The organism is Pseudomonas citri, assembly GCF_025336485.1.
GTDB classification, from domain to species: domain Bacteria; phylum Pseudomonadota; class Gammaproteobacteria; order Pseudomonadales; family Pseudomonadaceae; genus Aquipseudomonas; species Aquipseudomonas citri.
On the sequence record NZ_JAODAB010000002.1, the window covers coordinates 162,182 to 175,594 of the forward strand.

Below are 13,413 nucleotides of genomic sequence, written 5' to 3' on the forward strand. Positions count from 1 at the left end.
CGCCTTGAACGGCAAGCACACCCGCCGGCGCCCTCCCCTAAACCGCATCCCTGAACCGCAGCACCTCAACGGCGTGTAATCAGCCCTTGCCGGGCGACGCGGGTCAACTGCCGGATCACTTCAGGAGCGTCCGCCGCGCTGGGGGACTGGATAACGGCCAGGTCGAAACTGTCATTGGCAAAGCGAGCCAGGGACTCACCGTCTTCGACAAACTGGATCAGGAACGCTGCGGGGCCGTGATTGCGACGCGGCCAGCCGTCGAGATACCGCAACAGCGTTGGCTGGTGGGTGCCCCCCAGGAGAATTTTCGGGTTGCGTTGTGTAAGGTTCGCCGTGATTGGCGCAAGACGTACAAGGGGGCTGGGTGCATTCATCGTGTCGTGTCTCTGCCTCAAAAGTCTGCATGGCAGGTGAGAGGCAACACCGAGCCAGCGCTTTAGCGGTATTTCGAAGCCCGTTCCTGGCTTCTGTCGGCGACGAGAGAGTCACCTGGCGCCCCGCAAGTAGCTGTTTAAATCGGCGCATGGGCAGCATCCTAGAGAAGCGGACCGGACAGTGTCAAGAATAGCTGCCATTCGAAATAAAACTGTTCTTCAAGCTCCCTCGCCACGGGTTTTGCGGTGTCTGGGTTGACGTCATCGGAACCGCCAGCAGCCGTGCCCACAAAAACGGATATACCCCCCCTCCAAACCCCACAAAAAAAGGCGCCTCCTTCATTTTCAAAAGAAGCGCCTTTTCCTCGGGCATTTACCACACGTTCCTAGGCAATCACCCCGCAATAGCCCGATCAACCGACAACTTACCGCCCCCCTCGATCAGCACCGCAACGCTACCCGCCAACAAGGCCAGGGCAAATTCATAACCATTGTTGGCCATGAACAAACCGTTACCGATATGCACCGAGAAAATCGCCACCAGCGACAGGAAAGCCAAGCCCAGCGCTGCCGGGCGAGCCAACAGGCCGATGATCAAGGCCAGGCCAGCAAAAAACTCGGTGCCACCGGCCAGCACCGCCATCAGGTAACCCGGGGTCAGGCCGATGCTTTCCATCCACTGCGCGGTCCCCGCCAAGCCGTAGCCACCGAACAGACCGAAGAGTTTCTGCGAACCGTGGGCCGCGAAAATGATGCCTACCGCGATGCGCAGAACCGTCAAACCATAGCCAGCGCGAGTGGTGAGGATTTTGTTGATGAAAGTGCTCATAGCGTGCATTCCTTGGGATTAGGTTGGGTTGGTCGCTATACTAATCAATAAAACTCATGTTAAAAGCGGAAAAAATCCGTAATACCAATCAGTTTATTCGATCACTTGCGTGATGCAACCTTCTGTCCCCTCGGTTCCAACGACTCTCGCTCACGATCAAACGCCAGATAGTATTTGTTCACACTATTAACGTAGCTGACGGCATTCATTCCTACCTGCTCCATGGCGATGCGCTCGACCTGGAAAAACCACTGGTTAGGGTTCAAGCCGCGCCGTCGCGCCTCGGCACGCATGCCTTGGACGCGCTCAGGCCCCATGTTGTAGGCGGCCAGGACGAAGGCCATGCGCTCGCGCTCGTTGAGCTTGGGGCTGGCAAAGAACTTGCGACGGATCAATGCCAGGTATTTCGCCCCGGCCTGGACGTTGCCATCCAGGTTCTGGATGTTATCGACCCCGACCCGCTGGGCCGCCGACGGAGTGATCTGCATCAACCCGGTCGGGCCGCCGCCGTTGCGTGCGGTGGGCTGCAAGGCCGACTCCTTGAAAGCCAGTGCCGCCAGGTTGAGCCAATCCATGCCCTGGGCCTCGGCATGTTTTTGCAGCACCGGGCGCAGTTTCTCCAGGCGTTGGCGGTCGGCCCGGGCCAGCGGGTAGTGAACCTGGTACAAGCGACGGTAGATACGCAGGAAATCCGCGTCCTGGTTGGCCGGCACCTTGTAGGTCGCGAGGAAGCGGTCAACGCTCGCTCGCAGCATGGCGGCGTCGCGACGCACGAACCAATACTCGTCGCTCGGCTCGCCGATCAACAACTGACGGTCAAAGCGCAGCTTGGGAAGGATCTTGCCCCAGCGCTCGGCAATGGGTTGCTCGACGATGGTCAGGTGATAAATCCCGCCCTGGACCATCTCCAACACATCCTCCACGGCCAGCGTGGGGTCAACCCATTCGATCTTCACGGGTGGCAGCTTGAGCAGGGCCAGTTTCTGGTTGATCTGGCCCACCGCATCCCCAGCCACACTGCCATTAGGCAGGGCCAGGGTCTTGCCGGACAACTGTTCCACACGGGTGTAGCGCTTCTCGCCCTTGATGCCCACCAGCAACAACGGCACATCGGTGCGGATCGGATCACTGGCGCTGACCGCATGCCCGGCCTGGGGTTCGAGCAATTCCCCGGGCGCCACCAGATCCCCCTCGCCCCGCTGCAAAGCGCCAAGCAACTGGTCCTTGGCCTTGGGAATGATCTTGAGGGTGATTTCCTGGCCATCGCGGGCATGGCCGTTGAGGTATTGCTCGAACGCCCGCAGGCGATGGTACTCGACGCCGATGGGCTGCCCCTGAACTTCGCCGGAACTGTTGCGGCTCTGGTTGACCAGTACGTTCAGCACCCGGCTGCTGCGGATCTGCGCCAAGTCGCGCACCGTACCCGGTGCCACGGCCTGCACCGGTCCGGGCAGCCGCGCTTCTACCGGCGTTGGCAACCACAGCGAACAACACAACAGTAGTAACACCTGGGAACGTGTCATCCACTCTCCGGAAGGACGACTGCTGACCGCTGCCTTGAAAAATGGGGCGGGATCGACAGAAACAGAGCACCTGGGGCGCTGAAAAAGTGCGCAAGACTGGCACAACGCGTGCCGTTATACCAACCCGACTTGCGGCACGGCCTCAACAGACAGCCTCAACCCGTTGTAGTTCTTGGCTTTTCTTATAAATCTACAGCTCTGATATGCTTTCCGGCCTTTGGGCCGAGGTAGCACCATGCAACTCATCGATATCGGCGTCAACCTGACCAACCCCAGTTTCGCCGACAAACACCGGGCGGTGCTCGAGCGCGCCTTCGAGGCGGGGGTCTGCCAACTGGTCTTGACCGGCACCAGCATCGAGGGCAGCGAGCAGGCACTGGAGCTGTGCCAACAGCTCGACGACAGCGCAGAACGGCTGTTTTGCACCGCCGGCATCCATCCTCACAGCGCAAGCGAATGGACTGCCGACAGCGCCAGGCATCTCAAGGATCTGCTGCTGCAGGACCGGGTCCGCGCCGTGGGGGAATGCGGCCTGGATTTCAATCGGGACTTCTCCCCTCGCCCGCAACAGGAAAAGGTCCTGGAGGAGCACCTCGCCCTGGCGGCGGCGTTGCAATTGCCGGTCTTTCTTCATGAGCGGGACGCCGACCAACGCCTGCTGGAAATCCTCCGGGATTTTCGCGACCAGTTGCCGGCGGCTGTGGTGCACTGCTTCACCGGTGAAAAAAAAGCACTGTTCAATTACCTCGACCTGGACTTGCACATCGGCATCACCGGCTGGATCTGCGACGAGCGCCGGGGCACGCACCTGCATCCCCTGGTGCGCGAAATCCCCCGCGGTCGGCTGATGCTCGAAAGCGACGCGCCGTACCTGCTGCCACGCACACTACGGCCCAAACCCAAGAACGGTCGAAACGAACCAGCCTTTCTCACAGAGGTCCTGCGCGAAATCGCCACGCACCGGGGCGAAACCCAGGAGGATCTGGCAGCCCATACCAGCGCCTGCGCCCGGGCGTTTTTCGGGTTGCCCTCGGTATCCTGAACAAATGCGTCCATACGAGGTTCAATCCTTGTGGGAGCAAAGTTTGCTGCCACAAGGCGGTGTTTGTGTCAGTTAAACCAGGTCAAAGCCAAGGGCCCCGTGTTGTCCGTTGATCCACATCAAAATCCCGGCACCTGAGTAGCGGCAGAATAATGGCACCTTGCCAAACTGTTTCCGCTATCAGAGAAGACCTTCCATGGGTGCCTGGCTTAGCAATATCTCACTGAAGTACAAATTCTGGGCGGTCAATGCTGTCGCCTTCGTCACAACCCTGCTGTTGGTGCTCTACGCCGTGCACCTGGAACAGCATGCGCGCAACCAACTGGCCCAGGCGAATGCCCAGGCCCAGGCACGGTTGCTCAGTGCGTGGCCCGTAGGCCAACCATTGCCTAAAGCCAACGACTTGCTGGCCTGGCAACGCGGACAGGTTCCGGTGTTCAACGAGCAGCCGCTGCCCTCTCTGGCGCAGGCCGACGGCTGGGTCGACCTCAACACGGCATCCTTGTTCGGCGACAACCCTGTCGTGGGAGCCGAAGTAATCCGTCGAAGCGACGGCCAGCCACTCGCCGTGCTGGCCCACGGCGCAAGCCTGGGCCAGGTGTTCGGCGAGCGCTTCGGGCAATACGCGGCGGCGGTTTTCGTGCTGATGCTGGCCATGCTCGGCGCATCGCAACTGTTGATCCGTTTTTTGCTCAGCCAGCTCAACACCTTGAAGGACGTGATGCTGCATGTGGAAAAAACCGGTGACTTGTCCGCCCGCGTGCCCTTGGCCTGCCGGGACGAGGTGGGTCAGATGGCAGCAGCGTTCAACGCCATGCAGGCCGGTTATCAACGGGTAGTCGACACGGTCGCCAGCACCGCACGGCAACTGGACGGCGGAGCGGCGCGCCTGGCGTCGAGCATGAACGATGTGCGCCATGGCATGCTCGGCCAGCAAAGCGAAACCGATCAGGCCGCCACGGCTATCAACGAGATGACCGCCACGGTTCATCACATCGCCCAGCATGCCGGTGCCACGCGCGACTTGTCGCAAACCGCTGACACGCTGGCGGGCAACGGCCGCGAGGTGGTCAGCCGCGTGCAGCAATCGATCACAGGGCTTTCCACCGGCGTGCAACAGACCGCTGGGATGATCCAGCGCCTGGCCGAAGACAGCCAGAAGATCAACGGCGTGGTCAACGTCATCCACAGCATTGCCGAGCAAACCAACCTGCTCGCCCTCAACGCGGCAATCGAAGCAGCGCGGGCCGGGGAAATGGGCCGGGGCTTTGCGGTGGTGGCCGATGAAGTACGTAACCTGGCCAAGCGGGTGCAGACCTCGACCGATGAAATCACCACCATGGTTTCTGCCCTCCAGGCCGGAACCCGTGACGCCGTGGATTTCATGCAGGAAAGTTCGTACAAGGCCGACGATTGCGTACAGCAGGCCCGCGAGGCCGGCGAGGCACTGGCACAGATCACCGCAGCGGTGGCACAAATGCGCGAGAGCAACACCCAGATCGCCGTCGCGGCCGAGCAGCAAAGCCATGTTGCCGAGGAAATGAACCGGGCGGTGGTGAGTATTCGCGACGTCACGGAAGACACCGTGCGCCAGACGGTGGACTCGGCCACCACCAGTCACGAATTGGCGACATTGGCGGGGGAACTGAATCAGGCGATTGGTCAACTCAAGCTTTAGAACAGTTTTGTGGCGAGGGAGTGGCCGCTGCGCTGTCCTGCAATGACTAGGCTTTGTGGCGGGGGGATTTATCCCCTCGCCACAAAGCTAAAAGCCTTTTTGGTCGCCTATCGCGTCAATAGCCATCCACGATTCGCCGCACCGCCCGGCCGGACCTATCCTTGGGTTATTCGGTTTCATCCAAGGAACAGCATCATGGGCAAACGTCATCTCAACCCCGCAGCCTGGCAATGGCGCCTTCTTCCAGGCCATCATCACCCGTCCACCTCGCTGCTGATCGCCGTACCGCTGTTGATCATCGCCTGCCTGCTGATGGTGTTGGGGGTGTTCAGCTCGAACCTGGCGGATATCGCCATCGGCATCATCAGCGTGATCGCGGCACTCGGGCTTCAGCGCCACGATCATGAGGCGCCTTAGGCTCTGTACGAAAAGTCTTGAGACGAAGGTCAGGCGAGGCTGTTTTCAACGCAGCATGAACGAGTATCAAGGCTTTTCGTGCAGAGCCTAGCCGAAGATCGTCACCGTCTGCCGGCTCATGGCAATCAAGCGGCCATCGACACTCCAGAACTTCGCGGCGACGTGGCCGTAGCCATCCTGGGCATGCTCGATTTCAGCCAGGTATTTACACCAGTCCAGCGTGCTGAGCGCCAGCAAGGGCTGGACGAACTCAATGGTCCAGGTCAGCGTGCTGCCCGGGGCCATTTGCGTGAGATGCGGTAACAGAGCCGGCGGCCAGGCATCCACCAGCGCCAGGATATGGGCCTCGTTCAACGGCTCTTCCTTGACGTCGCCGCGCAAGCGTACCCAACCGCCCATGCGCCGGGATTTGTTGCCGGTGAACGGCAAACCGCCGACGCTCCAGCACAGCGCCAGGTGCCGCATGAACTCCGGGGTGGCGCCCTTGACATAGGGCAATTCCTGGCACTGTTCCACGGGTTTGAACTCAGGCGCGGGATCGGCCGGTACCGCCACCACGGAGGAACGCGACGCCCCGAAACTGCCCTGCACCACGGTCACCACCTGACCGTTCTGCACCGCGCGCCCCAACACCTGGCTCACCGCCTTGCCTTCACGCACGACCTCGACGTCGAAACTGACCGGCACATCGGGTTCCACCGGACCTACGAAGGTGATCGCCAACGAGCGCACCGGACGATCTGCTGGCACCTGGGCACGCATCGCCTCGTATTGCAGCGCCGCCACCACCCCGCCAAAACTCGCCCGGCCCTGGCCCCACTCAGGCGCGATGGTGACAGCGCCTGGCTGGTGACGCACGGCATCGATCAAATCGGAAAAGCGCATGGCGACCTCGAAAACAGAGGAAAAGGATGAAGGGATCTTACCCAGCTCGGGTGGGTGGCACAGGGTTCATTCTGGCCAAAGAGGCTGACAGATAGGCCGCGGTTTCTGACGTCGCCCCACCCAGCGGTGGGTTCAAGCTTCGTTAGAAGCAACTGCCAAGCAGCTTGTCGAGCACTTTGTCAGACTTGGCCTCGGCCTTCTCCATCGCAACCTGCCAGGTCGACACGCACGGTTGCAGATCGGCTTCTTCCTTGGCCCGGACCAGCCACTGCCAGCAATCGTGCCAGTCACCCAGCGCGCCTTGGGCGGACTTGAGGCGGGGCATCGCCGCTTCGGGCAGGCGGTCGAGCTCGGGATAGGCTTCCATGGCGTAGCGCACGCGCTTGATCAACAACCGCAAGCGGTGGCGGTCGTGCGCCGGATCACGCAAGGCTTCGCCGAGTTTTTTCCATTGTTTGTCCAGGCGCTTTTCAATGCGCTTGCGCAATCGCTTGAGCAGCCCTTCGCGTTGGGCGGCGCGCACGAAACGGGGGAACGCGTCGAGGATCATCAGCAGGTGGGCCAACTCAGGACTACCGGCCACCGCGGGATAGGCGTCGGTCATCTGCACCCGACGCCACTGGGCCGCTTCTGTCTGGCCGTGCAGCTCAAGATACGCCGCCAACACTTCCCGATCACGCAAAGGCGTGGTCAGGGCTCCCACTGCGGAAGCGGCGGCTTCCAGTTGCTCGACACCAGGTAATCCGCGCAACGGACGCAACAAGCTGCGCAAACGGCGCACCGTGGTACGCAGGTCATGCAGCGCTTCGCTGTCGGTATTGGCATTCAGGCGTGCCTGACACGCCAGCAGCCGCACTTGCAGGCCCACTATCCGGGCCACCAGACGATCGATCATGGGGCGCACTCCGTACGCAGTTGCAAGCTACAAGCTTCGAGCTGCAAGTGAGAAGCGATGCCCCCCTCTTGCAGCTCGAAGCTTGTAGCTTGCCGCTGCTTTTGTCCTTATCGCCCTGCGCGGGATTCGCGAATATAGAAGCGTGCCTTCTCGGCTTTGCGGGTGCAGCCTTCAAATGCCTCGAACTGCTGCTGGGTTTTGGCGCCGGTCAACAGCGACAAGGCCTTGGAGTAGCTGACGGTCCCGGCGAAGCCTTCGGCCTTGGCCAGGTCCAGTTCATGCCAGGCACTGTCGAGCTGGCTGCCGCAACTGTCACGGTAAGCGGTCTTGCCTGCGCAACCGGCCAGGGTCAGGACCATCAGGGATGCCACCAAGGGTAGGCAAATCCGGGCTTTCATCGATTACACCTCAAGTCAGGTAAAACAGTCGTGCTGATAAGACGGTCCCGCCGACAAAAAGTGCCTTGGCCAGACCGCCTCTATTCAAGTGTGGACGAGAATACGCAAATGCCACCCCGACGTGTCAAAAAACGACGCTTGTGCCGCAACGATTGAGCCGGGCCGTCGATGGGTGCATTGTTGAACCTGATCGACAAGAGGCCGGCTCATGACAAAACGTGTGGCATTGGTATTGGGTTCGGGCGGCGCCCGGGGCTACGCCCACATCGGGGTAATCGAGGAAATCGAACGACGCGGCTATGACATCGCCTGCATCGCCGGTTGCTCCATGGGTGCCGTCGTGGGTGGGATCTACGCCGCCGGCAAGCTCGATGACTATCGCAACTGGATCGAAAGCCTCGACTATCTGGATGTCCTGCGGCTGGTGGACGTCAGCTTTCGCCTAGGGGCGATTCGTGGGGAAAAAGTCTTCGGGCAGATCCGCAAGATCGTCGGCGAACTCAACATCGAAGACTTGCGCATTCCCTACACGGCCGTCGCGACCGACCTGACCAACCAGCAGGAAATCTGGTTCCAGGAGGGCTGCCTGCACCAGGCGATGCGGGCCTCGGCGGCAATCCCCAGCCTGTTCACACCCGTCATGCAAGGCAACCGGATGCTCGTGGATGGCGGTCTGCTCAACCCCCTGCCAATCGTGCCCGTGGTGTCGAGCCATTGCGACCTGATCATCGCAGTCAACCTCAACGCCACCAACCAGAAACAGTACGCACTGCCGGAGATCCCGCGTCCTGCGGCGTTCCGGCGCCGCTTCGATACCCTGGTCAGCTCCTTGGGTTCGCGCCTGCCGTTTCGTCGCAAACAGGCCGAGCAGTTGCTGCTGCTGGAGCAGGAAGCCTTGAAGGCCGAAGCCGCCGAGATCAGCCCATGGATCGAGTCGGCCGAACCCGAAGGACAACAACCGGCCGCTGCGCCTGAGGCCGACGGGGCACCGAAATCGGCCACCGGTTCGTTCATCATCGACAACGTCGGGCCGGCCTCGTTGCTGGACTTGATCAACCAGAGCTTCGAGGTGATGCAAACCTCGCTGGCCCAGTACAAGATCGCCGGTTACCCGCCGGACGTGCTGATCAACGTGCCGAAGCGGGTGTGCCGGTTCTTTGAGTTCTACAAGGCGCCGGAGCTGATCGCGTTGGGGCGGCAGATTGCCTGCGATACTTTGGATCGGTATGAGAACGAGCAGAACTGAGCAGGGTTTCTCACCACAACAGCACTTGGCTTAAACCTTATGGTTAACCCAACAACCGATACCCCACCCCCGCCTCGGTGACAATGAACCGGGGCCGGGTCGGGTCGTCGGCCAGTTTCTGGCGCAGGTGACCGACCACGATCCGCAGGTAATGGCTGTCTTCGGTGTGGGTCGGTCCCCAGATGTCCTTGAGCAGTTGCTGCTGGGTGATGACCCGCCCCGGATGCCGCGCCAGTTGCGCCAGCACGGCATATTCCTTGCGGGTCAGGGCCACTTCGGTGTCATCCAGCAGCACCCGTCGATACGCCAGGTCGACCGTCAGCGGACCGAATTTCAGCGAGGCTTCCTGGGGCTCGCCCGCCGGGGCCTGGCGCAACAAGGCGCGGACACGCGCCAGGAATTCCTGAATGCCGAACGGCTTGGTCACGTAATCGTTGGCACCGTTGTCCAGCGCCTCGACCTTCTGCGCTTCGCTGGCCCGCACCGAAAGCACCAGCACCGGCACCGTCGACCATTGGCGAAACTCGCGCAGCACCTGTTGGCCATCCATATCCGGCAGGCCCAGGTCGAGCACCAGCAAGTCGGGCTTGCTCAAGGCCGCCTGCGCCAACCCTTCTGTGCCGGTACCGGCTTCCAGCACCTTATAGCCTTGGGAGGAGAGGCTGATACGCAGGAATTTGCGGATCTGCGGTTCATCGTCGATGACCAGGAGGGTCGAGGTCTGGCTCATAGGGTCCGTTCAATGCAATCAACTGGAAAAGAGAGTAACGCAGAACCGCTCAAGCTTCATTTTCCAAGCCCGGTTGAGCCTGCAACGGCAAGTGCAGGGTGATACGGGTACCCTGTCCGTCGAGCCCATCGCCGACGCTGATCCGCCCGCCGTGGGCGCCGATCATGCCCTGGCAGATCGCCAGGCCCAGCCCGGTACCCTGCCCGCCTCGATCGCCACGGGCGGCGGTGTAGAACATGTCGAAGATTTTCTCCCGTTCTTCCTCGGGAATCCCGGGACCCTCATCGGCAACGGCAAACCGCACCTCGTCGTCGGTGGCCTCGACACTCAGCAACAGCCGCCCGTGGGCCGGTGAAAAGCGCGCCGCATTTTCCAGCACGTTCACCAAGGCCTGCTCGACCAGCGCGGCATGGACATACAGCAAGGGCAACTCGGCGGGCACCTCGATGCCGACCGCAAGAGGCGCCAGCACGGCCCGCAGGCGGTTCAGCGCGCTGCCGACGATATCGGCCGGCGCCACCCAGTCCCGCGCCAGTTTCAGGGCGCCGTGACCGAGACGGGTCATGTCCAGCAGATTCTGAATGTAGCGATCCAGGCGCTCGGCCTCATCACGGGTGCCCTCGAGCAGCTCGCGTCGATCCTCCATCGGGATGGCTTCCCCCAGCGCCAACAGGCTGTCGATGCTGCCGCGCATGGCGGTCAGCGGTGTGCGCAAATCGTGGGACACCGACGCGAGCAAAGCGCTGCGCAATTGTTCGGTTTCCCCGTGCAGGCGCGCGGCCTCCAGGTCCTGGGCCAGTTGTGCCCGGGCCAATGCCTGGGCCAGTGGCTGGCTGAGAGCAGCCAAGAGACGGCGACGCTGGCCGCTCAGGGGCTTGTCTTCCTTCGGACATACCCCGAGCAACGCCAGCGGCCCGCCCTCCGCCGATAACGGCCACCACCACCAGCGCCCCGACGGCAACGTGCCAGTGCCAGCGCCGGCTGGTTGATCGTGCTGCCAGGACCAATCGGCCGCGGCGCGCTCAGCCTCCGTGAACGTCATGGGCTCACCACTCTCGACCTTCCAGCCAGCCTGGCCGTCACGGTTGAGCAGGCACAGTTGCAAGTCATGCCAGCCATCGAGGTGCTGCGCGGCAGCGCTGATGACGGCCTGGCGGTCGGTGGCGGCGGTGAGTTTGCGCGACAGGTCGAGCAATTCGCCAGTTTCCTCCTGGGTGTCGCGCAGGGCTTGTAATTGGCGACGCTGACGGGCCGCCAGATTGCCGGTCAGGGCCGCCATCAGCAGGAAGAACACCAGCGTCAGTACGTCTTCTTCACGCTGGATGGTCAAGGAAAAATTCGGTGGGATGAACAGGAAGTCATAAGCCAGGAACGACAGCGCCGAGCATGCCAACGCCGGCCCGAGGCTGCTGCGCACCGCCACCAGCAACACCGCCATCAAGAACACCAGGGAGATATTGGGCAACGCCAACAGCCCCGAAATCCCCCAGGCCAATGCGCTGGCCACCAAGGTCGCCACCAGCGCCAGCACATAATCGAAGCCGGTTTGCACGGTGTTCGAGCGCACACGGGCCGGACGAGGCTGTTCGTCGCTGTCCAGCACGTTGATCTCCAGCCCGCGGGCATCGCGCAGCAAGCGTGACGCCAGGCTGCCACCGAACCATCGTCGGCGCAACCGCGGCCGCGATTGGCCCACCAACAGCAGGGTGGCGCGCCGCTCGGTGGCGTGCTGGATCAAGGTTTTCGCGACCTCGCCGGCCCGCAGCAGCACCACTTCCCCACCCAGGCGCTCGGCCAGTTGCTGGGCATTCTGCAAGCGCTGGCGCGAGGGCTCGTCCCGGGCGCTGCCGTTGTCCACGTGCACCAGGCTCCAGGGCAGATGCCGACGTTGGGCCACCCGGCTGGCGTGACGTACCAAGCGTTCTGCCTGAAGATCCCCGTCGACGCCCACCAGCAATCGACCACGCACCGCCGGTGCCGCCTGGCCCAACTGTCGATAACCTTGGGCAAGGTCATTGTCGACCTGGGCCGCAGCGGTCTGCATCGCCAGTTCACGCAGCGCGGTCAGGTTGGTCTGGGTGAAAAACGCATCGATCGCCGCGCGGGCCTGTTCCGGCACGTAGACTTTGCCATCGCGCAAGCGCTCCAGCAGTTCCCGTGGTGGCAGGTCGATCAGCAACAGCTCATCGGCTTCCTGCAGGACCCAGTCCGGCAACGTTTCGCGAACCTGTACACCGGTGATGCCGCGCACCTGGTCGTTGAGGCTTTCCAGGTGCTGGACGTTGACGGTGGTATAGACATCGATGCCAGCGGCGAGCAGTTCCTGAATGTCTTGCCAACGCTTGGCATGGCGACTGCCCGGCGCGTTGCTGTGGGCCAGTTCGTCCACCAGGACCAGACTGGGCCGGGCAGTGAGCAAGCCATCGAGGTCCATTTCCTCGAGCATGACCCCGCGATACTCCGAACGCACCAACGGCTGTTGCGCCAGGCCGCCGAGCAGCGCTTCGGTTTCACTGCGACCGTGGGTTTCCACCACGCCAGCAACGACTTTCACCCCCTGGCGCATCCGGGCATGGGCCGCCTGCAACATGGCGAAGGTCTTGCCGACACCGGGCGCCGCGCCCAGGAAAACCTTGAGCCGACCGCGATCGCTGCGGGGCAGATTGGCTAACAGTGCGTCGGCGCGGCCGGAGTCGCTCATGCTCGGGGTTCTCTTGTTTCGAGTAGATTCTTACAACTTTTCCAAAGCCAGGTTCAACGCCAGCACATTCACCACCGGCGGCCCCACCAGGGGCTGTTCGATGTGAGCATCGAGCAGTTGTTGCAAAGTCGACACCGGCAGGTTGCGCGCGGCGGCGACACGCGCCAGTTGATAGGCAATCGCCGCCGGTGGCAAGTGCGGATCCAGGCCACTGCCAGAGGTGGTCAGCAATGCCAGCGGCACCGGGCCCTGGTCCGGCACCTGAAGTTTGCGGGCATCATCGATCACCCGCGCCGCCAGGGCCGGGTTGCTCGGGGAAAGGTTGCTGGCGCCACTGGCGACCGTGGCGAAGGCACCGGCCGAGGGTCGTGGGTGAAACCAGGCATCGCCGGTGAAATCCTGGGCGATCAAGGTTGAACCACGGACCTTGCCCTCGGCATCCTGAACCAGGCTGCCATTGGCCTGGACGGGAAAGGCGACTTGCGCCACGCCGGTGACCACCAGTGGGTAAGCGACGCCGGTGATCAGGGTCATCAGAAACAATAGGCTCAAGGCCGGGCGAATCAGAGTGGACATCTCAAAATCCTCGAATTGAAGTAAATCCTGTGCAAGCAACGCCTGTGGAGATCACCTTGTGGGAGCAAAGCTTGCTCGCGATACAGACACTTCGATCTCAAGCAAGACCGCGTCATCGT

The 13,413-nt window shown here is 62.1% G+C and carries 14 protein-coding genes; 4 read left to right on the forward strand and 10 right to left on the reverse strand.

Annotation, left to right across the window (positions count from 1 at the left end; translation table 11 throughout):
* Nucleotides 1-65 precede the first annotated feature (65 nt).
* From N4Q37_RS02960 to N4Q37_RS02975, 4 genes are all read right to left on the reverse strand, one after another.
* Nucleotides 66-374: a class I SAM-dependent methyltransferase gene (locus N4Q37_RS02960; protein WP_260955181.1), complete on the reverse strand. Its 309-nt coding sequence runs from the start codon at nucleotides 372-374 to the stop codon at nucleotides 66-68.
* A 184-nt stretch (nucleotides 375-558) separates the two neighbouring features.
* A complete protein-coding gene (locus tag N4Q37_RS02965; protein ID WP_260955182.1) occupies nucleotides 559-747 on the reverse strand; it encodes a hypothetical protein in 189 nt (62 codons plus the stop codon).
* Nucleotides 748-768: 21 nt separating this feature from the next.
* Nucleotides 769-1,203 (reverse strand): DoxX family protein, encoded by a 435-nt coding sequence (locus N4Q37_RS02970; RefSeq protein WP_260955183.1) that lies wholly within the window; start codon nucleotides 1,201-1,203, stop codon nucleotides 769-771.
* A gap of 101 nt (nucleotides 1,204-1,304) precedes the next feature.
* Nucleotides 1,305-2,726: an MltF family protein gene (locus tag N4Q37_RS02975; protein WP_260955185.1), complete on the reverse strand. Its 1,422-nt coding sequence runs from the start codon at nucleotides 2,724-2,726 to the stop codon at nucleotides 1,305-1,307.
* 235 nt (nucleotides 2,727-2,961) lie between these two features.
* On the opposite strand from N4Q37_RS02975, the gene N4Q37_RS02980 reads away from it, so the two are divergent.
* The 3 genes from N4Q37_RS02980 to N4Q37_RS02990 all read left to right on the forward strand — a co-directional run bounded on the left by N4Q37_RS02980 (nucleotide 2,962) and on the right by N4Q37_RS02990 (nucleotide 5,863).
* Nucleotides 2,962-3,768, forward strand: coding sequence for a TatD family hydrolase (locus N4Q37_RS02980; RefSeq protein ID WP_260955186.1), 807 nt, complete (start codon nucleotides 2,962-2,964; stop codon nucleotides 3,766-3,768).
* Nucleotides 3,769-3,964: 196 nt separating this feature from the next.
* Nucleotides 3,965-5,446 carry a methyl-accepting chemotaxis protein gene (locus N4Q37_RS02985; protein WP_260955188.1) on the forward strand — a complete coding sequence of 494 codons (1,482 nt, stop codon included), beginning with the start codon at nucleotides 3,965-3,967 and terminating at the stop codon, nucleotides 5,444-5,446.
* A gap of 195 nt (nucleotides 5,447-5,641) precedes the next feature.
* Nucleotides 5,642-5,863 (forward strand): hypothetical protein, encoded by a 222-nt coding sequence (locus tag N4Q37_RS02990; RefSeq protein ID WP_260955189.1) that lies wholly within the window; start codon nucleotides 5,642-5,644, stop codon nucleotides 5,861-5,863.
* Nucleotides 5,864-5,950: 87 nt separating this feature from the next.
* Here the strand turns inward: N4Q37_RS02990 and N4Q37_RS02995 are convergent, their stop codons facing one another.
* From N4Q37_RS02995 to N4Q37_RS03005, 3 genes are all read right to left on the reverse strand, one after another.
* Nucleotides 5,951-6,748 carry an acyl-CoA thioesterase gene (locus tag N4Q37_RS02995; RefSeq protein WP_260955192.1) on the reverse strand — a complete coding sequence of 266 codons (798 nt, stop codon included), beginning with the start codon at nucleotides 6,746-6,748 and terminating at the stop codon, nucleotides 5,951-5,953.
* Between the two features lie 142 nt (nucleotides 6,749-6,890).
* On the reverse strand, nucleotides 6,891-7,643 hold the full coding sequence (locus N4Q37_RS03000) for a CHAD domain-containing protein (RefSeq protein WP_260955194.1): 753 nt from the start codon (nucleotides 7,641-7,643) through the stop codon (nucleotides 6,891-6,893).
* A gap of 107 nt (nucleotides 7,644-7,750) precedes the next feature.
* The gene (locus N4Q37_RS03005; protein WP_260955196.1) at nucleotides 7,751-8,041 is read right to left on the reverse strand and encodes a hypothetical protein; all 291 of its coding nucleotides are present in this window, start codon (nucleotides 8,039-8,041) and stop codon (nucleotides 7,751-7,753) included.
* Between the two features lie 208 nt (nucleotides 8,042-8,249).
* On the opposite strand from N4Q37_RS03005, the gene N4Q37_RS03010 reads away from it, so the two are divergent.
* A complete protein-coding gene (locus N4Q37_RS03010; RefSeq protein ID WP_260955198.1) occupies nucleotides 8,250-9,287 on the forward strand; it encodes a patatin-like phospholipase family protein in 1,038 nt (345 codons plus the stop codon).
* 43 nt (nucleotides 9,288-9,330) lie between these two features.
* On the opposite strand, the gene N4Q37_RS03015 is transcribed toward N4Q37_RS03010, so the two are convergent.
* From N4Q37_RS03015 to kdpC, 3 genes are read right to left on the reverse strand one after another with little or no spacing between them, the layout of a single operon-like run.
* Complete coding sequence (locus N4Q37_RS03015) at nucleotides 9,331-10,017, reverse strand: response regulator (protein ID WP_260955201.1); 687 nt, start codon at nucleotides 10,015-10,017, stop codon at nucleotides 9,331-9,333.
* A 49-nt stretch (nucleotides 10,018-10,066) separates the two neighbouring features.
* Nucleotides 10,067-12,718 (reverse strand): sensor histidine kinase, encoded by a 2,652-nt coding sequence (locus N4Q37_RS03020; RefSeq protein ID WP_260955202.1) that lies wholly within the window; start codon nucleotides 12,716-12,718, stop codon nucleotides 10,067-10,069.
* Nucleotides 12,719-12,748: 30 nt separating this feature from the next.
* Nucleotides 12,749-13,294 carry a potassium-transporting ATPase subunit KdpC gene (gene kdpC, locus N4Q37_RS03025; protein ID WP_260955203.1) on the reverse strand — a complete coding sequence of 182 codons (546 nt, stop codon included), beginning with the start codon at nucleotides 13,292-13,294 and terminating at the stop codon, nucleotides 12,749-12,751.
* Nucleotides 13,295-13,413: the final 119 nt, after the last annotated feature.